19 protein-coding genes are annotated in these 25715 nt (G+C 52.1%); 13 read left to right on the top strand and 6 right to left on the bottom strand.

The genetic code is table 11. The features are described 5' to 3' along the window. The first annotated feature begins 9 nt into the window (after window positions 1-9). From KIH39_RS04890 to KIH39_RS04865, 6 genes are all read left to right on the top strand, one after another. Window positions 10-1518 carry a cbb3-type cytochrome c oxidase subunit I gene (locus tag KIH39_RS04890; protein WP_213498146.1) on the top strand — a complete coding sequence of 503 codons (1509 nt, stop codon included), beginning with the start codon at window positions 10-12 and terminating at the stop codon, window positions 1516-1518. Window positions 1519-1569: 51 nt separating this feature from the next. Then, complete coding sequence (locus KIH39_RS04885) at window positions 1570-2202, top strand: cbb3-type cytochrome c oxidase subunit II (RefSeq protein ID WP_213498145.1); 633 nt, start codon at window positions 1570-1572, stop codon at window positions 2200-2202. Further along, a complete protein-coding gene (locus KIH39_RS04880; RefSeq protein ID WP_213498144.1) occupies window positions 2199-2984 on the top strand; it encodes a c-type cytochrome in 786 nt (261 codons plus the stop codon). The genes KIH39_RS04885 and KIH39_RS04880 overlap by 4 nt, the downstream gene beginning before the upstream one ends. Before the next feature lie 51 nt (window positions 2985-3035). Continuing rightward, window positions 3036-5837, top strand: a complete 2802-nt coding sequence (locus KIH39_RS04875; protein ID WP_213498143.1) for a heavy metal translocating P-type ATPase — start codon at window positions 3036-3038, stop codon at window positions 5835-5837. A gap of 124 nt (window positions 5838-5961) precedes the next feature. Next, window positions 5962-6834, top strand: a complete 873-nt coding sequence (locus tag KIH39_RS04870) for a glycoside hydrolase family 18 protein (RefSeq protein WP_213498142.1) — start codon at window positions 5962-5964, stop codon at window positions 6832-6834. A 17-nt stretch (window positions 6835-6851) separates the two neighbouring features. Continuing rightward, window positions 6852-7175, top strand: coding sequence for a helix-hairpin-helix domain-containing protein (locus KIH39_RS04865; RefSeq protein ID WP_213498141.1), 324 nt, complete (start codon window positions 6852-6854; stop codon window positions 7173-7175). 56 nt (window positions 7176-7231) lie between these two features. Here the strand turns inward: KIH39_RS04865 and KIH39_RS04860 are convergent, their stop codons facing one another. Beyond that, entirely contained in the window at window positions 7232-8878 is a 1647-nt protein-coding gene (locus KIH39_RS04860; protein ID WP_213498140.1) for an AAA family ATPase, read from the bottom strand. Between the two features lie 260 nt (window positions 8879-9138). Then, window positions 9139-9651 carry an SMC-Scp complex subunit ScpB gene (gene scpB, locus KIH39_RS04855; RefSeq protein WP_246539526.1) on the bottom strand — a complete coding sequence of 171 codons (513 nt, stop codon included), beginning with the start codon at window positions 9649-9651 and terminating at the stop codon, window positions 9139-9141. A gap of 173 nt (window positions 9652-9824) precedes the next feature. Here scpB and nuoH point away from each other — a divergent pair, with 173 nt between their 5' ends. Genes nuoH through KIH39_RS04820 form a run of 7 tightly spaced genes read left to right on the top strand, consistent with a single transcriptional unit; the run spans window position 9825 to window position 18549 of the window. Further along, window positions 9825-11036 carry an NADH-quinone oxidoreductase subunit NuoH gene (gene nuoH, locus KIH39_RS04850; RefSeq protein WP_246539525.1) on the top strand — a complete coding sequence of 404 codons (1212 nt, stop codon included), beginning with the start codon at window positions 9825-9827 and terminating at the stop codon, window positions 11034-11036. Further along, window positions 11033-11584 carry an NADH-quinone oxidoreductase subunit J family protein gene (locus KIH39_RS04845; RefSeq protein WP_213498138.1) on the top strand — a complete coding sequence of 184 codons (552 nt, stop codon included), beginning with the start codon at window positions 11033-11035 and terminating at the stop codon, window positions 11582-11584. The genes nuoH and KIH39_RS04845 overlap by 4 nt, the downstream gene beginning before the upstream one ends. Further along, window positions 11581-11895 (top strand): NADH-quinone oxidoreductase subunit NuoK, encoded by a 315-nt coding sequence (gene nuoK / locus KIH39_RS04840; RefSeq protein WP_213498137.1) that lies wholly within the window; start codon window positions 11581-11583, stop codon window positions 11893-11895. Before KIH39_RS04845 ends, nuoK begins: the two co-directional genes overlap by 4 nt. A 2-nt stretch (window positions 11896-11897) precedes the next feature. Next, window positions 11898-14210, top strand: a complete 2313-nt coding sequence (gene nuoL, locus KIH39_RS04835) for an NADH-quinone oxidoreductase subunit L (protein WP_213498136.1) — start codon at window positions 11898-11900, stop codon at window positions 14208-14210. 46 nt (window positions 14211-14256) lie between these two features. Beyond that, complete coding sequence (locus tag KIH39_RS04830; protein WP_213498135.1) at window positions 14257-16131, top strand: complex I subunit 4 family protein; 1875 nt, start codon at window positions 14257-14259, stop codon at window positions 16129-16131. 19 nt (window positions 16132-16150) lie between these two features. Continuing rightward, window positions 16151-17761, top strand: coding sequence for an NADH-quinone oxidoreductase subunit N (locus KIH39_RS04825; protein ID WP_213498134.1), 1611 nt, complete (start codon window positions 16151-16153; stop codon window positions 17759-17761). Then, the gene (locus tag KIH39_RS04820; RefSeq protein ID WP_213498133.1) at window positions 17758-18549 is read left to right on the top strand and encodes a TatD family hydrolase; all 792 of its coding nucleotides are present in this window, start codon (window positions 17758-17760) and stop codon (window positions 18547-18549) included. The genes KIH39_RS04825 and KIH39_RS04820 overlap by 4 nt, the downstream gene beginning before the upstream one ends. Here KIH39_RS04820 and KIH39_RS04815 read toward each other — a convergent pair. The 4 genes from KIH39_RS04815 to KIH39_RS04800 all read right to left on the bottom strand — a co-directional run bounded on the left by KIH39_RS04815 (window position 18536) and on the right by KIH39_RS04800 (window position 25627). Then, complete coding sequence (locus tag KIH39_RS04815; RefSeq protein WP_213498132.1) at window positions 18536-19549, bottom strand: zinc-dependent alcohol dehydrogenase family protein; 1014 nt, start codon at window positions 19547-19549, stop codon at window positions 18536-18538. The genes KIH39_RS04820 and KIH39_RS04815 overlap by 14 nt on opposite strands. A gap of 13 nt (window positions 19550-19562) precedes the next feature. Next, on the bottom strand, window positions 19563-20999 hold the full coding sequence (locus KIH39_RS04810) for a DUF1501 domain-containing protein (protein WP_213498131.1): 1437 nt from the start codon (window positions 20997-20999) through the stop codon (window positions 19563-19565). Between the two features lie 57 nt (window positions 21000-21056). Next, entirely contained in the window at window positions 21057-23609 is a 2553-nt protein-coding gene (locus tag KIH39_RS04805; RefSeq protein WP_213498130.1) for a DUF1553 domain-containing protein, read from the bottom strand. Between the two features lie 176 nt (window positions 23610-23785). Then, a complete protein-coding gene (locus tag KIH39_RS04800; RefSeq protein WP_213498129.1) occupies window positions 23786-25627 on the bottom strand; it encodes an NHL repeat-containing protein in 1842 nt (613 codons plus the stop codon). Window positions 25628-25715: the final 88 nt, after the last annotated feature.

The following is a 25715-nucleotide window of genomic DNA, read 5'->3' as shown; positions in this document are numbered from 1 at the left end:
GAATAACTAATGTCAGTTACAGCTGAAGCGCCACTCTCCGCGGCTGAAAAAGCTCGTTTTGCTGAAGAGCGAAGATTAATCGATGAATCCTGCCGGGGTCCGGTTCTTTTATTCCTTGGCAGCGCTCTGATCTGGCTCGTAATCGGATCTTTGCTCGGGCTGACCGCCTCCATCAAAATGCACGCCACCTGGTTTCTTTCCGAAACCTCCTGGCTGACGTTCGGACGCGTCCGACCGGCCCACTTGAACATGGTCGGTATTGGCTGGGGTTTTGGCGTCGGTATGGGCGTCTCGATCTGGCTGATGTGCCGTTTGTCGCGCGTGCAGCTGATCTATCCGAAAATTCTTTACATTTCGGTCGTGCTTTACAATATCGCAGTGGGTACCGCTCTCGTGGGTATTCTCGCAGGCTACAGTGCGGGCGTGGAATGGCTCGAAGCTCCTCAAGTCATCGGTCCACTGATCACTATCTCCCTGGGATTAGTTGCGGCCTGGACGATCGCCACTTTCCGCAATCGTCGTGAAAAGCACGTATACGTGACTCAGTGGTATATTTTCGGTGCCATGTTCTGGATGCCCTGGCTTTATACTGTCGCTCAACTGGTGATTTTCGGCATTCCCGGAGTCATGGATCCTGCTCAAGGCGTGGTACAGGCTGCTTGTAACTGGTGGTTTGCCCACAACGTTCTCGGCCTTTGGCTCACGCCGATCGGTGTTGGCTCGGCGTACTACATCATCCCCAAGGTGATCGGCCGGCCGGTTTACAGCTATTACCTGAGCATCATCGGGTTCTGGGCATTGGCACTATTCTACAGTTGGGCGGGTATGCACCATCTGATCGGTGGCCCGATTCCCGCCTGGATGGTCTCCGCCTCCGTGGTGGGATCGATGATGATGTTCATCCCGGTTATGGCGGTCGGGTTGAATCACCACATGACTATGTGGGGACACTTCGACCAACTTCGATACAGTCCATCACTCCGCTTCGTAGTCTTTGGGGCGATTTCCTACACGGCTGTGAGTTTGCAGGGTTCGATTGAGGCGCTTCGCGACTTCAGCGAAGTGGCTCACTTCACTCACTACACTGTGGGACATGCTCACCTTGGAGCTTACGGCTTCTACACGATGATCATGTTCGGGACCATGTATTACATCGTTCCGCGTCTGACCGGTTGGGAATGGGGATCCTCGAGACTGATTCGCATCCATTTCTGGTGCACTGCTCTGGGTATCGTAATTTATTTCACGGGCTTGAGCATCGGCGGCTGGTATCAAGGCAAAGCTTTGATCGCTATCGATCCAGAAGGAAAACCTGTTCCTTTCATGAACATCGTGAAGGATACCGTTCCGTACTTGATGAGCCGCACGATCGGCGGAAGCTTGATGACTCTGGGTCATATCGTCTTCCTGGTTCTGTTCCTCATGAACGTGACGAAAATGAGTGCTAAACGATCCGGACCGACCTACTTTACTAAGAAAACTAGCCACTCCTCCGAAGAGATGGCTGTCGCGAGTTGATTTCTGAGAATCCGGCTGTGCCCAAGACAGCCATAGTTTAGGAGAGCAAACATGGATCGGGGTATGGTCCTGTTTCTCGGCTGCTTTTTGACTTTTACCTCCTCTTGGCTGGGCCTTGTTTTTGCCCCGCTAGTTAAGGTCAATCAAATGCAGCCGGTGGTAGTTGATGAAACGACCAACGATGTCTACCCGAAGCCCATGTCGGGTGCAGTCGCCGATGGCTTCGCTGTCTACAAGGCGAACGGCTGTCTTTACTGCCATTCGCAGCAGATCCGCGACGAGTCGTTCGGCAACAATACAGACATTCTGCGGGGTTGGGGCGATCGTCGCACTTATCCACGCGATTACATGTTCGACCGGCCGATCATGCTCGGTACGATGCGTACCGGTCCGGATCTGAGCAATATCGGCAAACGCCTCCCCGATCCCGCCTGGCATCATCGACACCTGTATCGACCTGTTTCGACGAGCCCAGGATCGATCATGCCTCCCTTTAGCTTCCTTTATGAAACCCGGAAGATCATCGGTCAACCCTCGGTAGATGCTCTGAATTTTGGGGAAGAACAATCCCGATATGTGGCACCAGGTTTTGAAATCGTCCCCACCAGCCAGGCTAAATCGCTGGTAGAATTTCTCCTGTGGCTCAATCGTTCGACCGTGGAACTGCCGGAGAGCAAACAATGAGCACGACGCCAGATTCCAATGATCAAATTGCATCCCACGAATACGATCTCCATGCCGCCCAGCATGCGATCAGTCGGGAACACAACGAACCGCACGATGGTTTCGAACCAGTTCCCTTCTGGATGACACTTTGCTTTGCGGGATTACTCTCCTGGGGAGGTTGGTATGTAGCCACCTACGCCGGGGATTATAGTTCGACGGTAATGGATCGACCCCAGCCTAAAGTCGGTAATCAAGGTCCCGCCAAGCCCGCAATCGATTATGAAACCGCCCCCGTAGACGAGTTGAAGAAACTCGGGGCTCGCGTTTTCAACAACTGCATCAGCTGTCACCAGGCTAATGGCGAAGGTCTTCCCGCCCAGTTCCCTGCTCTGAACAAATCGGAATGGGTCGTCGGCGAACAGAGTTCACCCGCCCGGCTGGCTCGAATTTTGCTTTATGGTTTAAACGGTAGCATCACCGTGAAAGGCAAGAGCTATAATGGACAGATGCCTGCCTGGGGTGCACAGTTGAAAGATGAACAGATCGCCGCAGTTTTGACCTATGTTCGTTCGAACTGGGAAAATGCCGCCGATCCAATTCGACCGTCGGTCATTGCGGCTGCCCGGGCGAAGGAAACCGGCCGGCAGATGACTGGTGCACAATCCATGACGCAAATAACTTTGCTTGCATTGCCTGTGGAATACAGCGATCCAGTAGCAGCGTCCGCAGCCCCTGCTGCGAAAGCCGATGCTAAGAAGGATGCACCGAAAAAAGACGCACCCAAAGATATGAAAAAGTAACTAATCCCGGATGATCGATCAGGCAAGAAGTCATCCGGGTGGGATTCTGCTATGTCCCGCACGTGTGATTATTGCAAAGGATTGATCTCCGGAAAGGGATATCAGGGCCGGCCCTGGCCTAATACTCCTCCCGCAAATTACTGCTGTTTTGGCTGCTTAAGCCTGGGCGAAGCCGATCTGGCTTCGCTTAAACAACCTTCAAATCATTCCTGGAAGTTAGACGGTTTCTCTATCCGTCTGGGAGTTAGCCTGTTCATCATCGGGCAATCGATGATTTTTGGTCTGGGGATTAACCTCCACGACGATACACCACGAACCGTAAAGCTGATCGTTCATGGCATCATCCTGGCAGCGACTTTGGTCGTCGTGGCACTCCTCGGCTGGCCACTTTTTCGGAACACTCTTTCTGAACTCTCGCGGAAACGAATTACCGTGGAACTGTTGTTTATCCTGACCCTCGTCGGGGCAATGGCAGCTTCCCTACAATCCTTCATTTCAGGTTCTGGCCCCATCTATTTTGAAGTCGTCAGCGTTCTTTTAGTGGTTTACTCGCTGGGAAAAGCCATTGGCGCTCGAAGTCGGGCGGCTGCACTGGCTTCCTCTCGGCAGTGGGCAAAAGAACTCGCCACTTCCCGCTTAGTCGACTCGAACGGTCGAACGCGAAATATTCCCGTTTCCGAAGTGCAGATTGGGGATCGTGTCGAAGTTCACCCTGGGGAATCGTTCAGCGTGGACGGCGTCATCCGGGAAGGAACTGGCTTCGTTTCGGAGGCCGCTGTTAGGGGAGAGCCTTTCGCGGTGGTTCGTCGACAAGGGGATCAGATTCTTGCCGGTACAATCAGCTACGATGCGCTCTTTCGCGTGGAAGCGACGAAGCCCGGAAAAGAACGGCAGATTGATCGTCTTTTGAATGCGGTCGAGGAGGCGAAATCCAAACCGCTTTCGGTTCAGTCGATTGCGGATCGCCTCACGGCCATTTTTCTCCCTATTCTCCTCATCCTTGCCGGTGGCACTTTTGCTTACTGGACGAGTGTCGCCGGCTGGCAGACCGGAACATTCCGATCCATGTCGGTACTCCTTGTCGCCTGCCCTTGTGCCTTAGGATTGGCCACTCCCATCGTACTCTGGTCAGCTTTGGGACGTCTGGCGGAAAGAGGGATAGTCGTTCAATCGGGCGATGTCATCGAGCGATTGGCCACGGCCGATAGCGTCCTCTTCGACAAGACCGGCACACTGACCGAAGATCGCTATGCTCTAACGGATTTGGTCACCACGGAGAAAGGAGTCAAGCGGCAGGAACTATTGAGTTGGCTGGGAGCCGTGCAGCAGAAAAGCGATCATCCGGTGGCTCGACCGTTTGCGGAATTGATTACGGGCTCGGATGTTAACGTTCTTTCTTTCCAAACATTCTCGGGTCGCGGCGTACGGGCCATCATCCGAGATGCCTCTGGAGAACAACACGAGGTAAAAATCGGCCGTCCGGAATGGCTCGATGAAAAAGGCGAAATTCTGTTTCAGCTGGAATCGCAACTGCTGCATCGGGAAGGCCACAAAATTGCATTCTCACTGGATGGAGCTGTTGCGGGTCTTGCGGTTCTCACCGAGCGACTTCGCGATTCCGCCTCCGACACACTGGAAAGTCTGCAGCGAATGCAGATTCCGTTCGAGGTTCTGACCGGGGATCGTACGGAGCGAGCGGAAGCTCTCGGCCTTCAGCACTCGCTGGGCAATTTACTCCCGGAAGAAAAACAGTCCCACATTCAACGGCTCATCGATAAGGGTCGCCATCCCATCATGATTGGCGATGGAGTGAACGACGCGGCCGCTTTAAAAACGGCGCACGTCAGTTTCGCTATGGCTTCGGGAACTGACATCGCACTGGGTTCCTCAGACGCTGTAATGTACACGACGGATCTTCGCGTAATCCCCTGGGCGATGGCCTTAAGTCGGGAAGCCATGCGGGTCGTCCGCCGTAATATCTTCCGGGCGACAGCTTATAACATTCTTGGGGTGTCACTGGCCGCTTGCGGTATGCTGCACCCAATTACGGCAGCACTTCTCATGGTGTTTTCCAGCCTGCTGGTGGCGTGGTCCAGCGTACGAATTGGAGTCCCCGCTAATTTCGATCACTGCTTTGCTCCCCCGATCCCGGTAGCGAAAGCCCGTTTCGACTTGGGCCTGACGCTCAAAATGTTCCTTCACATGGCGGCGTTTTTTGGCCAGGCCTGGATGGCAGTGAGAATGCTGGAACTGACGGGTACCGCGGCCAATCTGGTAATCCTCGGATTTACTATCTGCGGCGGGATACTGTCTCTCTTATGGTCGAACCAAAAAGAGATCGGCCATGATCTCGATATGTCTTTTGGAATGATTTCCCTGGGCAACTTCGGGATGCTGCTGGGTTGGTGGGCCGACAATTCGTTTCAGCCGTTCCAGAATCTCGGTACCTGTGAGTGCGTCGAGGCCATGCACAGAGGCGTATTCAAGCCGTGGATGTGGTTGCTCATGCTCATGTTTTCGAACTTGGCCATGCTATTTGCGGCCCGACGGCCCCATCCCAATTTGCGGTATCATCGATTTGCGATGTTTACAGGTGGAAACGTCGGGATGGTTTTGGGAATGTTTGCCGGCGGTTGGCTGGCCTCCCGGATCGTCACTGATCAGATTCAAACCGGAGCTTTGCTCAGTTTCACGGGTATGACACTGGGAATGATCATCGGTATGTGGCTCCTGACGCGTATTACCCAAGAAAGCATACTTTGGATGTTATCCTTGCGGAGAATTCCCGGCTGGTTGCGGACGGCGGATTCAGCTAGCGCGGAATTCCTGGACACGACAGGTTTGCCAAAATAGATTTGCTTCCAGAGACAATTTGAAACTGGCGAAAATCCGCTTCCGAGATCGGAACCTCTCCATGCATAAACTCGGCTTACTTCTTACCCTTTTCCTAGGTTTAAATTACGCTGCCGAAGCCCAAATGGGCAATTCTGAAAAAGCTCCTTTTCGAATTGCGGGTTACCTTCCAGATTATCGAATTGCCGATTACGATTTCTCCAAAATTCAAAATCTCACCGATCTGATTATTTTCTCGGCCGAGGCTGGTAAGGACGGTGCCATCAAGTTGGACAGATTGCGGAATACACCCTGGCAAAAGCTCCAGGCCGCGAAGACAAAATACCGCGTTCGACTGCTCCTATGCATTGGCGGCTGGGAAAGATCGCAGGAATTTTTCCAGCTAGCCAGCAGTCAGGAAACTCGCACTCTGTTCGCCAAATCTGCAGTTCAGTTGTGCCTCGAGAAGAGGCTGGATGGCATCGATATCGACTGGGAACATCCCAAGAATGCCAGGGAAGAAAATGATTATGCGGATCTTCTGAAAACCTGCCACAAGGAACTGCAGACACAAGGACTACTGCTCAGCGTCACCCTGGCAGCCTGGCAAAAATTGCCTAAATCCGGCTTCGAAAGTGTCGATAGCATCAATCTGATGGCTTACGATCATACCGGAAAGCACTCCACTTTTGAGAACGCTGTTGAGGACGTTCGCAAATTGCAGATTCAAGGAGCTCCTGCCGAGAAACTGCTGCTCGGCGTGCCTTTTTATGGAAGGAAAATCAACGCTCCGGACACCACTTTGACTTACCGGCAACTAGTTGAAAAACAGGTTTTACCGCCTGAAAGCGATGAACACGATGCGATCTACTTTAACGGCCCAAAAACAATTCAGAAGAAAACTGCCTATGCGCGGGACTCGGGACTGGGTGGCATCATGATCTGGGAGTTGGGTCAGGATGCGGAAGGAAAGAATGCACTGCTGAATATAATCAACAGTGCTGCATCGAAGAAATAGTTCACGGGAGGTCGGCAATGAAACGTGCGAATAAATCCTCCAGCCGAAGTAACGTAAACAAATTTGAAGATATTCCGAATATTGGGGTTTCCCTCGCGGCCGATTTGCGACAGCTCGGCTACAAACAACCGAGCGATCTGGCAGGTGAAGATCCCTACCAGATGTATTACTCGCTTTGCAAAATCACTAACGAGAAGCAGGATCCCTGCGTTCTCGACACTTTTATCGCAGCCGTGCGTTATATGGATGGCGGCCCCAAAACCCCTTGGTGGAAATTCACCTCGGAGCGAAAGAGAACACTTGCGGCTTTGAACGCCGCTAAGAAAGAGTCTGCCAAGTAACAATCCTAGTTTACTTGGAGCTCGGAGGGTCATTCTGATTGAGCCTCCCGGGGATGTCACTTGACTCTAGGCACCTCCAATTGCGTCTCCTCCGTCGAAAAATCCGGGACCTCCATTGCCTCTTTTGGCATTCTCGGCCCGACAAAATTTCCACAGTAATTTTGCTTTTCGCATCGCTGATTTTGCTGTTCGGCTCGTTCTTTCTCTTTCCAGAATTCTTTGAGCGCGATTTGGCCGCACCGTTCCTGGAATTGGGCGGGGGTTTCGAGCATCGTTGGAAACTTATCGATAAATTCGAGCATCGATTCGTAAGCTTCCGGATATTCGGCGAGGATTCGCCGGGCCATCAGCTTCTTGTCGGCCGCTTCCATGTAAGTCAGCTCAACCGCCTTATCGATTCGCCCGGGTCGAGTGCTGATGAATTCGGTTTCTCCATCGGGGAGTTTACGCGGTAAGCCGAGAGCCGGATCAATTTTGGAAAGATCGTTGGTCGAGACGATGGTGAATACACCATCCGCCCGTTCCACTCCGTCGAGGCAGTTCAAAAGACAGTCGAAGGTCAGCGGGGCAAAGGGATTGGGGTTTTTATGATCTTTTTCTTCACCCTCTTTATCGTGATGCCGGGGCATCATCATCGGGAACATCGAACCGCGCCGAGCGACATTTTCCCGACCGTGGAACACATTATCGATATCTTCAATCAGCGCAATACAAGGGACGTTGACTTGCATCTCGCTCCAAGCTTTCATCAGGTCGTAGTTGTTCATTTCGGCCAGGTTGTACACGTAAATCGGCATGTTCAAATCTTCCGCAAATGCTCGTGCGAGGGCCGTCTTACCGGTACCCGGAGGGCCGTACAACAACCATCCTCTTTTCCAGGGAATGCCCTTCTGGCGGTACCAATCGCTGTTATTTCGCCACAGCTCGATTTCTTTGATAAGGTCCTTCACCCGCTGAGGGAAAATCAGATTGGAGAGAGCGCTGCCGTTATGAAGCGGTGCTTTTCCCAACTCATCTGGCTTGTGCGAAAGCAGTCGATAATAGCCCTGTTGATACCAGGCCAGACCGTTGCTTCCGTAATTGTGGCCTCCGTCCTCATCCTTGCGGTTGGGGACGAAATGAATTACGAAACGGTTTCGGCTTTGCTCCTGAGCTGAGGCAACCGACCAGGAGAGGTTATTACTCGAATCGCAAGCTTCCTTTAACAAATGCTCTACATCGAGAGAGCCTCGGAAGAAGGTGATCGTGGAGTAAATTTTGGCCACATCCTCATTGTTGCCTTGAGAACCACTTTTGGCGGTTGCCGCCTTGGATTCTATGGCGTTACTGAACAGAAACGGGATTCTGCCCTTCCAGAAGATCATGGTTCGGGATCCGAACTGTTCGTAAGGAACCATGCCAAATCTCCCATTGCGGTAGTGCTCGTAGGAGGCCCCGTACATGCGATCGTAAAGTCTCGAGCGAGGATACTTTGCCACCAGGTGTGCGACGAGTGCGTTATGGCCGGTTTCCGTATGGATCTCCACACGCTGTACGAGTGCGCTGATCACGCGCCAAAGGAGAGCTTTGATTTTGGACCAGAACCCGGCGAGGATTCCCATGAGGAATCCGCCGATCAAAATAATTTCCGCACTTAAACCCATTCTTTCCAAGAATCCCTTGGGGTCGGAATTAGCCAGCAAATGCATTTGGAATTCGAACATGGACGTACCTTCCTCGGTGTGAATTTTCACTTGTTGAAAACGAATTAAAGATTGTTTGAGACTGCAATGAGTTCGCAGGAAAAAGAACGGAGATCGATGATCCTGCGTGCCCTGAGAAGGCGGTGATTACTCAGTAAAGGGTGCCCGGATTACGGGCCGAGGGTCCATGTGGAATTTCTGAAAGATTATACCGGAGTGGTCAATGGGCTCTTCGCGAATGCTGTTAAGTGATTTGCGAAAATTAAAAAAATTCCAGTTCTTTAATCGATCAGTGGAAGATCGTGGATCGATTTCAAGCCGAAAACCTGCAAAAATTGACGGCTCGTGCCATACAACGCCGGCCGGCCGAGCGATTCCTGTCTCCCGGTAACTTTGACCAGCCCCCTTTCTATGAGTTGATTCAGCATCTCCTGAGACTGCACTCCACGAAGCTGATCGACCTCGGCTCGGGTGATCGGCTGGCGATAAGCCACGATCGAAAGCGTTTCCATGGCCGCGGATGTGAGCTTGAGTTGGTCAGCCGTATGAAAATGCCGACTCAGCCAGCGATGATACTGAGGCCTGGTCAGAAGTTGATAACCACCGGCGATCTCGTGAATCTGAAACGGAGATCCTTCCGCTTCGTAGCGGTTTCGGAGCGATTGTAGTGCCCCGGTTAGGATTTCGTTATTGGAGACCCCCGTGACCTGCAGTAACTTTCGGGCGGAGATCGGCTCATCGGCTAGAAATAAGGCCGCCTCGACCCGTGCTATCCGGGACAAATCCACGGTCACGACTTTTTCTGCGCCCGGTCGTTTCCGATGGGAATTCGATTTTCCAACCTTCAATCCTGGCCGGACGGCATAGGATCGTCGACGTGGGTCAGGATTCCATGATTGCTTTCGCATAAAAGAAGTGTACAGTATCCCCAATTGATTTCGAAGACCAACCGGGTACGTCTCTCTCCATGATTCGGACTTGGCTTTCCTTTATCCCCGAACCGTTCCTTACGGTGGTTCTCGCGCTGATCGTCGGCGGAGTTGTCCTGAACTTCGTTGCTGTATCTGCATTGTTCTTCATTTGGCTGGAGCGAAAGGTAGCCGGTCGCATGCAGGACCGGCTGGGACCGACGCGTGTCGGGGGCAAATACGGTTGGCTTCAAACCATCGCGGATGGCATAAAACTTCTCTTGAAAGAAGATTTCATGCCGACTGCGGCCGATGGAATTCTTTTTCGCATCGCCCCCTACATCGCTTTCTCCGCTTCGTTCGTCTCCTTCATAGCTCTGCCCTTCGGGGCCGATCTCGTCGGGCAGGAACTGCAGGTCGCGGTCTACTTCATTCTCGCCGTTCTCGCGAGTGAAGTTTTTGGCGTGATTCTGGCCGGTTATGCTTCGGCCAGCAAATGGTCTCTCTTTGGGGGAATTCGCGAAGCGGCTCAGGTTGTCAGCTACGAAGTTCCCCGCGGCATTTGCGTGCTGATTCCAGTATTGATCAGCGGGACGCTCAATCTCAATACCATTGGGAAACAACAGGAAGGTTATGTCTTCGATTGGTTGATTTTTCACGATCCATTTACTTTTTGCGCTTTCTGGATTTTCTTCATCTGCGCGACTGCGGGTTGTAAGCGAGCTCCCTTCGACTTGGCAGAGGCAGAGAGCGAACTTGTGGCCGGGTTCCATACCGAATACAGCGGCCTGCGATGGTCTTTCTTCTTCATGGCGGAGTACGCCAGCATGTTCGCGGTGAGCGGCATTGCCACTCTATTGTTCCTGGGGGGTTGGCATACCGGATTTCTGCCCTTCGAGCCGAGTGTGCAGTTCGGGCTGGCGGGCCATTTGCTCAATCTGATTGTGTTTGTGCTTAAGGGCTGGTGTCTGGTTTTCCTGATGATGTGGATGCGCTGGTCGCTGCCCCGATTGCGAATCGATCAGGTGATGATGACCTGCCTGAAATACTTCTTGCCCATCAGTTGTGGATTGTTTCTGGGGGTCTGCCTCTGGCAGTTGCTGGCGCCTGCCGCGCTAAGTCAAAGCTGGAAATTTTTTGCCTTGGCCGTGGTTCTGGCAAGCGCTGGCGTCATAATCTACAAGTTACTTACCGCTCCGAAAATTGCCGCGCGCGGCCGATTGATGGGTGCTTGGGAAAGTTTGCCGACGCCATTAACTAAAAACCTATGACCACTGAAGCATTTTTATTCTGGTTGCTCGCGAGTGTGATCGGATTCACCTCGGCAGGCCTGGTACTATCCCAGAATATCGTTCGCTGCGCGATATGGCTGCTGGGTTCGCTGTTCGGAATTGCCCTACTCTATTTCCTGCTTGGTGCCGAATTCGTCGGTGCGACTCAACTGATCATCTACGTGGGCGGAACCATGGTTCTTGTCGTATTCGCAGTGATGTTGACTTCGCAGCAAGCCTTCCTGAAACTCAAGCCAACTCTTGTCGAATTCATAGGCATAGGCATTCTGGGCTTGCTCATTTTCGGACTGATTGCGAACACTTTAGTCGCGGAACAAAAGACTCCCATGCCCCGACATCCCGCTACAGGAGCGAGCGTTGGCAGTTTAGGAATGGCGTTTTTGGGTCTGGTCGATCAGAAGCCGAACAATCCGAGTTACTTGTTCCCCTTCGAAATCATTTCGATCCAGTTACTCGTCGCACTAATTGGGGCAGCTTATATGGCCCGCGCTAAGCGCCCCGGTACGAAAATGGAGGCCCGAAAATGAACGAAGTCGGGCTAGTCCATTATCAGGTACTGAGCGCTTTTGTGTTCGCATGCGGATTGATCTGCATTTTGTCTAAGCGGAACGCCATCGGCATCTTGATGGGTGTGGAACTCATCCTTAACGCGTCCAATATCAATTTCGTCGCATCGGCGAAATACGATAGCAAAATGGCAATTGAAGGGCCGGTGTTCGCGTTGATAGTGATTGTCCTGGCCGCGGCCGAGGCGGCGGTGGCTTTAGCGATCATTCTCAATTTTTACAACAATCACCAAACGATTGACGTAGACCGCGCGGAGGAACTCAAAGGTTAAGCATGTCTGAATTCCTCGCTAAACCCGGTTCGCTCTATGTTATGGCCACACTGCTGCCGCTGGCGGCTTGCACGATCCTATTGATTGCCGGTTTCATTCGAGGAATTACCGGTCGATACCAACCTTCGCGAATCGGTGCATACTTTTGCACATTCTGCATGTTAATAAGTGCGGTTTTGGCTCTATTCGGTCTAAGCCAGGTTCTGGGTCGTTCTACGGAAGAACTCAGTCGAGATTACACCGGCCGCATGGATTGGTTGCGATTTCCCATGTTCCCCAGAGCTGCAATGGAAAATCATGGGGCCGCTCTGCAGTTGGGGTATCGGATCGATCTTCTTTCCGCAATTCTCTTCGCGATGGTCACTTTCATCGCTTCCCTAATCTTCATTTTCTCGCTCGGATATATGCGTGAAGAAACCAATTCTGAGGTGAACGATCATGAAGCCCACATTCATCGACACGGCCGCTTCGGTCGCTTTTTTCTTTATCTCAGCCTGTTTTGCTTCTCCATGCTCAATCTCCTCATCGCTGACAATCTCTTCCAGGTTTTCTTATCCTGGGAGTTGGTCGGCGTTTGTTCCTTCCTGCTGATCGGCTTTTATCACGAACGGAAAAAGGCCGGATTGGCCGCCAACAAAGCGTTTATTATGAATCGAATAGGCGATGCCGGCTTTCTCATCGGTCTGGCAATCGTCTGGTTTTACTTTGGCACTTTCAACTTTCAGGAAATCTTCGCCAAGATCCGTACTCCCGAGGTCGATCGGGTCGGACGCACCGCACCTCCGGAATTAGTCAATCAGTTTCTGCGCGGCGATCGCAATGGCGATGACGCCAACCAGATGAAACTGAATGTTCACGGAAAGTACCTTCTGATATTTCCTTCGCAGTGGAGAGTTGCCGACTTTGAAGACCGGCAAGTCTGTTCGGAGGAGACACCCCCCGAAGATAACGACATGAACTTCATGGCCCTGCCTTACTGGCTGTTCCTAGTGATGGGCGCGGGGTTATTTCTGGGCTGTGTCGGCAAGTCAGCCCAATTCCCGCTCCACACCTGGCTTCCGGATGCGATGGAGGGGCCCACCCCGGTGAGTGCCTTGATTCACGCCGCGACCATGGTGGCGGCCGGGGTCTATCTCGTAGGCCGTTGTTTTCCTTTATTCGCCGAAGAAGTTTTGATACTTATTGCTTACACGGGAGCCTTCACGGCTTTCCTGGCGGCCACCATCGCGGTCGCTCAAAATGATATTAAACGAGTGCTAGCCTATTCCACTGTCAGCCAGTTGGGATTCATGATGCTGGCCCTGGGAGTAGGTGGTTGGGTGGCCGGTCTTATGCATCTGGTAACGCATGCTTTCTTTAAAGCGCTTTTGTTCCTCGGCTCTGGTAGCGTAATTTATGGTTGCCATCACGAGCAGGATCTTCGGAAAATGGGTGGACTTCGCCACAAGATGCCAATAACAGCCGTCACTATGCTGCTTGGCGTACTGGCTATCATTGGAACCCCCTTTTTCAGTGGCTGGTATAGCAAGGAAAGAATCCTCACAACCGCCTACGGCTTCGGTCTTCACGAGGGAAAGCATATCCTTCTATTCGTGCTGCCTGTTTTCACGGCCGGATTGACTGCCTTTTACATGTTCCGAATGTGGTTCCTCACCTTCACTGGCAAGCCGCGTGACCAGCATATCTACGAAAAAGTGCATGAATCGCCGACAATCATGGTGTTGCCGCTGGCTATCCTAGCATTTTGCAGCCTGGGAATAGCCTGGGGATGGCCGCTCTGGGATGTGGAAGCAAGTCAGTTGGGCGAGGCGCTTGCCAAGGCGGAGCCTACTTTTATTTCCTCGCAATTTGCCGGAAGCATCGAAACCGCACATCACGGTCATCTGGTCGTGACAGCTCTCGCGCTGGGCTTGGCGGCTCTGGGATCGTTGGCCGCCTACCTGCTCTTCGTAGTCAAGCTGGAATTTGCCCTGGCGAAAGAGGCCAATCCGAATTGGCTGCATAATTTCTTCCTGAACAGATGGTACTTCGATGAACTCTACGACAGGATCTTTGTAAAACCCACAATCGTGGTAGCGGACGATTTCGCCCGCATGGACAAAACGTCTCCCGGCAAGAATCCGGACAAGATTGATTGCACGATTCAGTTGAATAGCCTGGATGGCTGGATTAATGCAATTGGCCTGACGTTGTTCAAACTGGGTTTGAGTCTTCGGAGAGTACAATCGGGAAGCATCAGACGATATGTTCTGACGCTGGTAATTACTGGAGGCTGTATCTTCGCCTTGCTCTCGCTTTTAATGGCATCCCACTAGGCTGGCTCTCGGACCGGCAACGCTACTTGGATTCATTGAGGGAACGATGCAGGAATACGATTTGATGATGATGTCGCTGTTGATCTTCCTACCGAGCGCTTTCGGTCTACTGCTGCTTTTGATTCCCCGCAAATTCGAAGAGCCGATTAAGTGGTTTGCACTTTTTGGCGCCGCTTTTACGCTGATGCTGAGCCTTTTCCTGTTGATCGATTACTATTCCCTGCTCGATTCGAAGCTCGATCCTAATGGACGGCCGATGCAATCTCCCGAGGGCACGCTCGAATGGCGAGCGATGGAAGCCCATATCGCCGCCGCCAAAGACGTTCCAGGGCCCCGTCTATCCCGGGATTGGGTGGCCCGTTACAAATGGATCGAACATTACGATATCAACTACGCTCTCGGCATCGACGGCATCAGTCTGCCTTTAATAATTCTGACCGCCGTGGTGATCTTCCTGAGTATCATTGCGAGTTGGAAAATTCAAAAAAACTTGAAGTTCTACCTCAGCATGATTCTGCTTCTGGAAACGGGAGTTCTCGGTACCTTCCTGGCAATCGATTTTTTCCTCTTCTACGTCTTCTACGAAATCATGTTGATTCCGATGTACTTCCTCATCGGATTATGGGGTGGAGCCAGGCGTAAATATGCTGCCCTAAAATTCTTCATCTACACTCAGACCGGTGGAGTTCTCATCCTCATTGCGATGATCTTCTGTTACAGCACCGATTTGCAGGATTTCGTCGATAGCAACATCGTGAAGGCCAAAAAAGAAGATCTAAAAAAAACGGCTCTGGATGTCGAAAACAAGAAACTTTCGGACACCGAGGCGTTGGCGAGAGTGGAAGTCCACACATTCGACCTTGCCATTATCTCTCGAGCCGGGCAAGCCGCCGCGGTTCGACTCTTCGGCAAAGAAGATTTTCTTTCACCCTGGAAACCGCTGGCCGATCAGCGTTTGGAAAAAGAACGGTTTCATTTGCTGGGCCCAGGAGTTTCATTGGAGGAAGCCAAAAAGCGCTTTCATCAGCCGTTCTTCCGCCCCGCTTATCAATATCTTCTGTTCGCCCTGCTTTTCATCGGATTTGCCGTGAAGGTGCCTACGGTACCGCTGCATAGCTGGCTGCCCGATGCTCACGTGGAAGCTCCTACACCGGTGAGCATGATCCTGGCCGGGATATTGCTGAAACTCGGCGGGTATGGGTTATTGCGATTAGCATATCCCATCTGTCCTTTCGCCGCAGAACAATTATCATTCTGGGTCGGCCTGATCGGAGTATCGGGAATTGTCTGGGGAGCTTTTGTGGCCATGGGCCAAAGCGACTTCAAGAAAATGCTCGCCTACAGTTCGGTCAGTCACATGGGCTATGTAGTTCTCGGAATTGCCGCCTGGTCCGGGGGCCTGGGGGCCAAATATTGGGCGATGTCCGTGAACGGGGCGATATTCCAAATGGTCGCTCATGGGATATCTTCCGCCGGAATGTTCTTTGTGGTTGGGGTGATTTGCGATCGGGCTCATCATCGGGATTTAAACCGCTTCGGTGGCATCTGGGGCATGATGCCTCTCTATGGCGGCCTGAGTGCAATACTGTTCTTTGCATCGATGGGTCTGCCAGGCCTTTGCGGTTTCGTTGGAGAGTTCTGCATCATGATGGGAAGCTGGCAGTTCCATCCAGGCTTTGCTATCGCGGCCATACTGATCACAATCATCACTGCCAGCTACCTGCTCTGGACCTGGCAGAGGGTGTTCATGGGCACGAAAAAATTCGAGGCTTTATACCCTGATGTCTCTCTCCGTGAAGCGATTGTGCTCCTGTGCTTTGTAGTCTTGGCCATTGCCCTGGGAGTCTACCCGAACCTGATGTTTTCCTGGAGCGAGCCGAGTGCGATCAATCTGGTCGAATCCCTCAGTCGACTTAAGTGAACTTACTAAGAAATAAAACATGTTTCCTAACTCGATATCCTTTGGACGACTGCAAGCGGGGCTGACGGCCGATCTGCTCTGGCTCCTGCCGGAAATCATACTCTGTCTGGCAATGGTCCTGATGTTGTTTCTTCGTTTATTCGGACCGTTCCAGAAACTTCATATGGGCTCGATAGCTCTGGGAGCCGCCGGGGCCACTCTAGCCGCGTGTGTGCGACACCTGATCGAAGTCGAACCAAATCAGGTTTTTCGAAGATTCCTTTTTTCCGATTTGCTGGTGCTGGATTCCCTGGCCCTATTTGGCAGAGTCGTCTTGTCCGCCGCCTTGTTTCTATTCATTCTGCTTACCCTATTGTCCCGAGTTCCGGACAAGGAAGATTCTCCCGATTTCTACGTCATGGTTCTGGGTTCCACGCTCGGTATGTTTTTGATGAGTGAGGCCAATCATTTACTCACGGTTTTTATCGCGGTGGAAATGGCCAGCATTCCCAGCTATACTTTGAGCGGTTTTTTCAAAGGAAATCGTCGGGCCAGCGAGGCCGCGCTGAAGTATGTCGTTTACGGGGCGGCCGCTTCGGGAGTGATGCTGTATGGCATCAGTCTATTAACCTCGATTTACGGTACGGGGAATCTCAGCACCATTTCTCACCAGTGGAGTGATCAATTTCGCGAGGGTAAGATGCCAGCTACTGCTCTGGCCGCACTGGGTCTCGTCCTGGTTGGATTGGCATTCAAGCTTTCCTTAGTCCCCTTTCACTTCTGGTTACCGGATGTATTCGAAGGGGCCTCCGCCGAAGTGGGCGGCTATCTTTCGGTTGCCTCGAAAGCCGCCGCATTCTTGCTGACAACCAGACTGTTCATTCTTCTCTGGGGTTCAGCGGATAGTGCTGCCCACATGACGCTTTCAAGTTCTATCGGTCCAATCTTAGCGTGCATTGCCGCGGCTACTTGCACCTTGGGAAATCTCGCTGCCTTCGGACAAACAAACATCAAACGACTGCTGGCCTATTCGACTATTGCCCACGCAGGATATATGTTCATGGGATTGGCGATTTACAATGAATCGGGAGCTGCTGCGGTTCTCTTCTATTTGCCCGGTTATCTTTTCATGAACCTCGCCGCATTTGGGGCTGTCTGCTTTCTGAGAAATGCGACGAACTCTGAATTGATCGCCGATTATGCGGGAATCGCGAAGCGAGCCCCGTTCCTAGTGGCGGGGTTCAGTATTGCGATTTTCGGGTTACTCGGCATACCGCCACTGGTAGGATTTGCCGCAAAATTTCAGATCTTCGCCGCATTGGTGGAGACGGGTCGATCTCAGATGGTAATCTTCCCCCTAGCGGGAAAAATCTGCTACGCCTTATTGATTATCGCCGCTATCAATACTATCCTCAGTGCGGCCTACTACCTTCGCGTCCTGCGGGTGATGATACTGGATGATCCTCCAGTTAAGGAGCATTATCGTAAAGTCTCTCCCTACCAGTCGGGTTACGTAATGCTGGCGGCATCGGCGGTTGTGGTTCTGGGAATTCTCTGGAACCCACTTGAGAGAATGTCTCGTCAGGCGACCTTATCCCCACTGCAGGAACAGCACCATAACGAGATGGATTTTTTCAGATCTGGACCATGACCTATCCCATAATTGATACTCATGCCCACCTGGATGACAATCGATTCCAGACCGATTTAGCTCAGGTGCTACAGCGGTCGCTGGATGCCGGACTGGAACGCATCATTACCATTGGAATTGATCGGGAAACCAGCGAAGCTTCTGTGTCACTGGCCGCCAAGCATCCGCTACTGCGAGCAGCCGTAGCGATCCAACCCAATCACGTTCACGAAATAAACCCGGGCGATTGGGAACGAATTCAAGAACTGGCTCGCGATCCCAGCGTGGTGGCGATCGGCGAAACCGGACTGGATCGGTACTGGAAAAAGGCACCTTTCGATCTTCAAATCGAGTACTTTTTCAAACATCTCGATTATGCGGCCGAACTGAATCTGCCGGTAATCATCCATTGCCGGGAGGCCGAGCAGGACATTGTGGATTGCTTGAAGAAGCATTTCGAAAAACGAGGGCCGGTTGCCGGGGTGATGCACAGTTTCACCGGGAGTCCGGAGGTAGCCGAAGCCTGCTTAGCATGCGGGTTGCATATCTCTTACGCGGGCATGGTGACTTTTAAAAATGCGGAGGAGATTCGACTCGCCGCGAGGCGAATTCCCGAGGATCGGTTACTGGTCGAAACCGACAGTCCCTATCTGGCTCCAATGCCGCATCGAGGCCGGAGAAATGAACCGGCTTTCGTGAAGCACACTCTAGAATTTCTGGCAGAGTTACGAGGAGTTTCCGAGGCTCACTTGGGCGTGGCGACTACCGTGAACGCCAGGAAGCTTTTCAAGTTGCCTAATCCATCTTGATCACCACTTTGCCAAAGTGACTGGCGCTTTCCAGATAGCGATAGGCCTCTTCCGCCTGGGAAAACGCGAACACTTTATCGATAATCGGATGAATATTCCGGGCTTCGATAAAAGCATTCATTTTTTCAAACTCCACTCGCGATCCGACATAGATGCCGTTCAACCGGGCATTTTTAGCAACCAACGGAAATAGACTGGTGTTTGGAGAGCCAAAACCGGTTAGGACTCCTATCAGGGCAATCGTGCCATTGGCCGCTAAACAGGCGATGGATTTCTCGAGCGTACCCGGTCCGCCGACTTCCAAAATGTGATCGACCCCTCTTTTCTCCGTGAGCTGAAAAATTTCTTTCTCCCAGGCAGGAGTCAGTTTGTAATTCACCGTGGCAGATGCTCCCATGGTTCGGGTACGTTCCAGTTTGGCATCGCTACTCGAAGTCACGAGGACTTTTGCACCGAGTGCCACACCGAATTGGAGGCCGAAAATGGAAACGCCTCCAGTCCCCAGAACAAGTATGCTCTGACCTGACTGGTAATTACCGCGCGCTGTCAGAGCGTACCAAGCCGTTAAGCCGGCACAAGGAAGACAAGCGGCTTCTTCGTAAGTGAGATTTTTCGGGATAGAAACGAAGCCCTGTTCAGATCCGATGACTTCTTCCGCCAGCATGCCATCGATTGTACCGCCCAGGTCGTTTTGATGATTGCTCATCAGAAATGGGCCGTCAATCCATTTGGGGAAAAAGCAGCCCGCCACGCGTTCCCCCAGCTTGAAGCGGGTAACCGTGGCACCAATTTCCACCACTTCTCCGGCCCCATCGGAAAGGGGAATACGGCCATCCACTTTCCGACCGGCGAGATTTTTCTGATTTACCAGATCCCGATAGTTGAGCGAGCAGGCTTTGACGCGGACTCGGATTTCGTCCTCTTTAAGTGGTTTACTCGGGCGTTCGCTGAACACCAATCGATACTGTTTCTCGAATGCTTGAAGTTCGTAGGCTTTCATCGTCTTATCCTGGCTAGGCTATAATCGGTTGAATCACTTTACCTTTGACATCCGTCAGCCGATATCTTCGGCCATTTGTAAAGTAAGTCAATTTTTCGTGGTTCAAACCGAGCAGGTGAAGGATCGTGGCGTGAAAATCGTGGAGATCGGCCCTGTCGATCGCGGCTTTAAAGCCAACATCGTCCGACTGGCCGTAGCTGGTTCCACCTTTAACTCCGCCCCCCGCCATCCAGGCGGTGTTGCAGTTGGGATTGTGATCGCGGCCGGGTCGTGCCCCTTTCTGTGAGATGGGTAAACGTCCGAATTCCCCTGCCCAGATAACTAAGGTGGAGTCCAAAAGGCCTTTTTGCTGCAGATCGGTAAGAAGGGCGGCCACCGGTTGATCGCTTTCTCCCGCAAACTGCGTATGGTTTCCTTTAATGTCGATATGGCCATCCCAGCTGCGTTCATTTTCCATGCCGCCGGAATATATCTGAACGAAGCGAACCCCTCTTTCCACCAACCGTCGGGCAATCAAACATTGCTTGGCAACGTGATCGCATTCCGGACGGCCAATACCGTAGAGCTCCTGCGTGGCTTTGGTTTCTTTTGCGAAATCCAATGCCTCCGGGGCAGCCGACTGCATGCGATAGGCCAACTCGAAGCTCTTGATGCGAGCTTCCATTTGCGGATCCGCACCCATCTGATCGATTTGAATTTTGTTCAGTTTTTCCATCAGCGCAATTTGCGACTGCTGATCGCTATCTGAAACTCCGCCGGCACGGTGCATGTTTTCGATAGGATCTCCCGAAGGTTTCAGCCAGGTCCCCTGATAGGCCCCAGGCAGAAAACCGCTCGTCCAGTTGAGAGAATGCCCTTTGGGAAGCCCGCGCCCCTTGGGATCGGACATGACCACGAAGCCGGGCAGATTTTCGTTTTCCGAACCCAAGCCGTAGGTCACCCAGGATCCTACCGAAGGGGCTCCCATCCGGGGAATCCCGGTATTCATCATGAACAAAGCAGGACTGTGATTATTCGACTCGGACCAGAGCGAATGAATAAAGGCCATCTTGTCGACGTGCTTCGAAAGGTTCGGGAAAATACTGGAGATATATTTGCCGCACTGGCCGTACTGTTTGAATTCAAACGGCGATTTCATTAACGGTCCGACATCGTTCACAAAGAAGCCGGTCGATTTGTCGAATCCGGGCAGTTGCTGGCCATCTCTTTTAACGAGTTCGGGCTTGTAATCCCAGGTATCGACCTGACTGGGCCCGCCGTTGATGAAGATCCAAATGACTGCCTTGGCCTTCGCCTGAAAATGCGGTTTCTTCGGAGCGAGTGGATTGAGTGATTTCTCTTCGGCCAACAAGCCCTGGTCATTGAGCAGGGAAGCCAGGGCGATGGACCCCAAACCTCCGCCGCATCGAGCCAGGAGTTCACGGCGGGAAAAGCTGAAATTATTCTGCATGATATTTCCTCTGGCCTACTCGTAGCGAGTTCGCCTTGACTTTCCGAGTGTCCAAGCTCAATTCACAAAGATAAATTCGTTGAGGCTCATCAGAACCAAAGCGTAATCGGTCAGGGCTCGATCCAATTTCGAGCCATCACCTTGAGCCGAATTCAGAAAAGCGGCCCCCGCTTTCTGTTCCTCAGCCGAAGGTAAGCGGCTAAAGGCGATCTTATAGGCGAGTTGTACGGCGAGTTCGGTATCTTCCTGGGCCGTGCTCTTCAATTTCTGTCCAAAGGCCGCCGCATAGTTTCGGACGTGAGGATTGTTCAAAAACACCAGTGCTTGTGGTGCAATCACCGTCGTGGGACGAACCCCACCACTGGTCAGAGTATCCGGCCAATCAAAGACCTGAAGCATCGGTATCAACCGCGAACGCTTGATTTGAAAATAAATACTCCTTCGCTTCATCCCCTCATCCAGTGTTCCGGGACCGAACATCGTCCTGTCGAGTTGGCCGCTGACCGCGAGGAGATTATCCCGGATGATCTCGGCTTCCATTCTTCTCGGAGGATGATACGAAAGGTACTTATTCTCGGGATCGATTTTTGCATTCGCCTCGTGCCCGGTGTTCCCAATCTGGTACGCGTGACTGAGCACAATCATTTTGTGTAATCGTTTGATTTGCCAGCCGTGCTGGATGAAGTCGTCTGCCAGCCATTCAAGCAGTTCCGGATGACTGGGCTTTTCCCCTTGAATCCCGAAATCGTTGATCGTGGCGACCAGACCCCGGCCAAAATGGTAATGCCAGACGCGATTGACCATCACCCGGGCAGCCAGATTTCCGGCACCATTCTGAGGATTCGTCAGCCAGTTCGCCAGTCCGGCCCGCTTGAAAGAGGTTTTAGCATTCTGCGGTTTACTGGGGGAGACGACCTCACCATTTTTGGAAAGTACCTGCAGCACGCCCAAGTCCATTTCCTGAGTTTTCTGATCGACATCCCCTCGAGCGAGGAGATAAGTCTTGGGGTAGAAGTCCGGAATGTCTCCTGTGGCGGTATGATGTCGCATGGGCGGCACGCCTTCCGAACAGATCTGCATTTTACTGCGGGTTTCCTTCGGTTTTTTCTTCTGAAAGGAGTTCGCTTCGCTATTTAACTGCTGCCATCTAGTATCCTGACTTTTCAACCACTGGAGGATACTTTGCTCCTCCGGTTTGGTTAATTTCGGGATCGCTCCTCTGACTTCCTTCGGGAATTTGGCGGCGATCCCTTCCAACTTAAATTCCGGCCCGGCCTTGCTCAATAAAGTTTTGGCATCGCCTTTCTCCACGTGTTCTTTTATCCAGGCTGGGAGTTTTTTAGAGACCTCCTCGGTCTCGTACTTTGTTCGAGCGGCAACCAAAGCTTTCATTCGCGTTTCAAAATCCGCCATGGCCTTCTTTTCTTCATCCGTTCCAAAATCCCAATCGATTTCGGCTCGGACGGTAGTGGTGAAGGCAGAGAGCAGGTGATAATAGTCGGCACTGGGAATAGGATCGTATTTGTGATCGTGGCAGCGGGCACAACCAATTGTTAAACCAAGCATCGCGCTCCCGGTCGTGGAGAGCATATCGTCCATCGCATCATAGCGAACTCGCTCGGCTTCCCGATTTGTGATCTGTGTGGGATAAACCCCTGCGGCGAGAAAACCCGTAGCCGCCAGTGCGAGTGGATCTTGGGGAGCGAACTCATCTCCGGCAAGTTGCCAGCGTAAAAACTGATCGTAGGGCATGTCCTGGTTGAGAGCCTTGATCGCGAAATCGCGATAGTGGAACGCATACGGCCGATCGTAATCGTGCTCGAATCCATGGCTTTCCCCATAGCGAGCGACATCAAGCCAATGCCGGGCCCAACGCTCGCCATATTGCGGGCTATTGAGTAGCTTCTCAACAATTCCTTGATAGGCCGAGGCAAAATCTTTCGCATCGACGAAGGCCTGGACTTCTTGAGGCTCGGGCGGCAAACCAATCAAATCGAAATAAACCCGTCGAATTAAGCCTCGGCGGTCGATAGCCGCAAGCGGCTTGAGGCCATGTTGTTCCATGGCACTCAGGAGGAAGGAATCGATTGGGTTTTTCAACCAGCTGGCCTCTTTCACGCTGGGTACGGCCGGCGTTTGGAGCTTGCGAAACGCCCAATAATTGCGATCCGAATCGGTAACGACGATTCCCTTCTTACCCGGTTGTTTGCCGTCGATAAGAGGCTTGTCGTAAGGGGCACCAAGATCGATCCATTTTTTCAGTAGAGCTATTTCCGCATCCGGCAACTTAGCGGCCTTATGCGGCATGTAGGGTTCTTCCAGGTGGGCTACGACTTTGTAGAGCGAGCTACTTTCGCCAGACTTTCCCAGCATCTCAGATTTAACGAGTGCCTCGCGCGTGCTGAGATCGACATCGGCTTTCGTCGATTTCCCGCCGTGGCACTCCAGACAGTTCTTCAGGAACATGGGGCGGATATTCGATTTGAATATTTCCAGCCCCGCCTGCATTTTGGCGGCATGGTCGGGATCGGTTTTCGCCTGAGCATTTACCGACAGATTCGACAGAAGGATTACGCAAGCGGATCCGAAAAATGATGGAGTGTATTTCATCAGAGAATCCGAGGAGGGAACAGAACAGAGAAATATCAGGCAGGTAAAAGTATTATAGCCTGGGGAACGCGAATTACAGCCGGATCAGGAAAAAGGCGGAGGGCGACTGCTTGTCGAATTCCTCGAAACAAATTTCGTAACACCGCGGGGGGGACTCTTGCCCCCGCGTTCAGAGACTATCGTTTGCTCACTCTCAAAGGTCGGAAGTTATCCGTGGATACTTTCCAGGTCTCTTTACCCTCGCGATCGAGTTCTGAAATTTTCTGGTTGTTACTGAAAGCCACCAGCGTGTTTCCAGAGGGTAAACGGAAAGCCGAGAAGGGATTGGAAGCCGGAATCGTCTTAACGCTTTTGCCGGATTCCAGATCGAACTCCACTATTCCCGCCCGTTGCGTGATCAGAATGTGATTATTCGGCAGCAACTGCAAGCTCGCAGAATAATTGACAGGCCCAGTTTGAATCGTCTTTACTCCTTTACCGTTCTTATCGATGATCTGAAGGTTTCCCATTTGCGTCGAAAGGTAAACGTAATTTCCGTTCGGCAATTTCGCGGCCGCGGCCACGTCGTGGAAATTGCTGCGATCGAATGTAAAGATCTGATTGCGGTTGTTATCCAATTCGACGATCTGATTTCTGCAGCCGATGACAATGTGACCATTATTCAGACGCTGCAGAGATATGGGAGAATAATAGGACTTCGTCCACTCCACCTTACCTGTCTTGATGTCCCTTAGTGAAACCGAAGCGGTGTTCTGCTCTGCGATGAGGACTTTTTCTCCGGGCATGATGATCGCATCAGTGGGATAGTTCAGATTTTTGATGCTCCAGCGTTCCTTGCCATCCGGTCCATACTCGATCACACGTCCCATGAACTGGTTTTGATCGAGTTGTACACTCAACGTGTAACCTAACAGCCTTTCCACCTGATCCAGAATTGCAAGATTTACGTCTTTACCGTTCTGCTTCCACCAGGCGTCCCAGGCGTCTCGCGCTTTCTTGCGGCTTGCTTCATCAGTTCCCAAGGCCACGGCCGGTGCTTTATCCCCCGCCAGACGACAAAGCATTTCCTCGGCTCGCCAGCCTTTATCCATGGGGACTTCCCCCATGAGGCGAATCATAGCCGGTACCAGCGCTTTATCCTTGCCCGTTTGAATCAGGGCCACATAGGTCCTAAGTTGGATATCGAGATCCGTGTCTTTGGAAGCGATTTCCTGAGCTTTGGAGCGCAATTGCGCTGAAGGACTTCGAGCGAATATCTCCAGAACCATACCGCGAATCACCGGATCCTTCGAACTCGTGGCTTGCCACAAAACCGGATCGGGCTGATCCCCTTTCGCATGCACAGATTGAAGTGTGTTTTGAATCTCGGTAGTCAGACTATCCTCGTCGGATAAAGGAACATAGGCCAACAATACGGCGGGTATCCCCTCGGTCTTGTGCTTGGCCAAGAGTCGACAGGCCGCGGCGATGACTCCGGTCGTGGGCACCTTGTCGATCTTTTCCAGGAGTCGCATACAGCGTCGGACAACCTCCGGTTCTCCCGTTCTCTCTTTCTGCTTAATTACAGGAACTGCGATCGGCCCAAACTTCTCGATATCATCCGAAGCTTGTTCGCGAACCTCGAAGGATTCATCACCCAAATTCACAATCAGATTCTGGAGCCGATTTCTGGAATCGACATCCAACGTGCGTTTTCGGATCAGATCGAGAAGGGCCGGACCGTTATTCTCCACCTGTACCGATTTCAGAAGTTCAATATCCGCCTTTTCTTGATTGAAAGGCTCCACGGCGGGTGCTTTATTTCCTCCGCCAAATAAGCCCAAGCCCGGAAGTATGGGACGAGTGGGAGCGGTTTTTTGAGCCTCCTTGGGGGCCTCCTTCTTAGCCTCTTTACCCGGTTCCTCTTTCTTCTTAGGCTCCTCTTTCTTGTCCGCGGCTTGCCGAGCATTGAGCAGGTCTCCCGATTGATTGAGCGCAATCGAGAAAATGAGGAAGATCAGGGCGGCCATTTTTCGCATCGGAACACTCCCGGGTGGGAAATTTATCAGCTTTTACCAGTCTACCTGAAGGAATAGTGAGCCGCCAGTATCTAACGGGAATTCGATT

The sequence above is a fragment of the Telmatocola sphagniphila genome (assembly GCF_018398935.1).
In the GTDB taxonomy this organism is placed as follows: Bacteria; Planctomycetota; Planctomycetia; order Gemmatales; family Gemmataceae; genus Telmatocola; species Telmatocola sphagniphila.
Note: the sequence above shows the minus strand (reverse complement) of the source record. Positions and strands in the feature narration are given on the sequence as shown.

Bases quoted from the DNA above. Each gene is read 5' to 3' on its own strand.
- KIH39_RS04845 (WP_213498138.1), top strand. From the start codon at position 11,033: ATGACCACTGAAGCATTTTTATTCTGGTTGCTCGCGAGTGTGATCGGA.
- KIH39_RS04820 (WP_213498133.1), top strand. From the start codon at position 17,758: ATGACCTATCCCATAATTGATACTCATGCCCACCTGGATGACAATCGA.
- KIH39_RS04800 (WP_213498129.1), bottom strand. From the start codon at position 25,627: ATGCGAAAAATGGCCGCCCTGATCTTCCTCATTTTCTCGATTGCGCTC.
- KIH39_RS04885 (WP_213498145.1), top strand. From the start codon at position 1,570: ATGGATCGGGGTATGGTCCTGTTTCTCGGCTGCTTTTTGACTTTTACC.
- KIH39_RS04805 (WP_213498130.1), bottom strand. From the start codon at position 23,609: ATGAAATACACTCCATCATTTTTCGGATCCGCTTGCGTAATCCTTCTG.
- KIH39_RS04880 (WP_213498144.1), top strand. From the start codon at position 2,199: ATGAGCACGACGCCAGATTCCAATGATCAAATTGCATCCCACGAATAC.
- nuoH (WP_246539525.1), top strand. From the start codon at position 9,825: ATGATTCGGACTTGGCTTTCCTTTATCCCCGAACCGTTCCTTACGGTG.
- KIH39_RS04815 (WP_213498132.1), bottom strand. From the start codon at position 19,549: ATGAAAGCCTACGAACTTCAAGCATTCGAGAAACAGTATCGATTGGTG.
- KIH39_RS04865 (WP_213498141.1), top strand. From the start codon at position 6,852: ATGAAACGTGCGAATAAATCCTCCAGCCGAAGTAACGTAAACAAATTT.
- nuoL (WP_213498136.1), top strand. From the start codon at position 11,898: ATGTCTGAATTCCTCGCTAAACCCGGTTCGCTCTATGTTATGGCCACA.
- KIH39_RS04870 (WP_213498142.1), top strand. From the start codon at position 5,962: ATGGGCAATTCTGAAAAAGCTCCTTTTCGAATTGCGGGTTACCTTCCA.
- KIH39_RS04810 (WP_213498131.1), bottom strand. From the start codon at position 20,999: ATGCAGAATAATTTCAGCTTTTCCCGCCGTGAACTCCTGGCTCGATGC.
- KIH39_RS04875 (WP_213498143.1), top strand. From the start codon at position 3,036: ATGTCCCGCACGTGTGATTATTGCAAAGGATTGATCTCCGGAAAGGGA.
- KIH39_RS04890 (WP_213498146.1), top strand. From the start codon at position 10: ATGTCAGTTACAGCTGAAGCGCCACTCTCCGCGGCTGAAAAAGCTCGT.
- nuoK (WP_213498137.1), top strand. From the start codon at position 11,581: ATGAACGAAGTCGGGCTAGTCCATTATCAGGTACTGAGCGCTTTTGTG.
- KIH39_RS04830 (WP_213498135.1), top strand. From the start codon at position 14,257: ATGCAGGAATACGATTTGATGATGATGTCGCTGTTGATCTTCCTACCG.
- KIH39_RS04860 (WP_213498140.1), bottom strand. From the start codon at position 8,878: ATGTTCGAATTCCAAATGCATTTGCTGGCTAATTCCGACCCCAAGGGA.
- KIH39_RS04825 (WP_213498134.1), top strand. From the start codon at position 16,151: ATGTTTCCTAACTCGATATCCTTTGGACGACTGCAAGCGGGGCTGACG.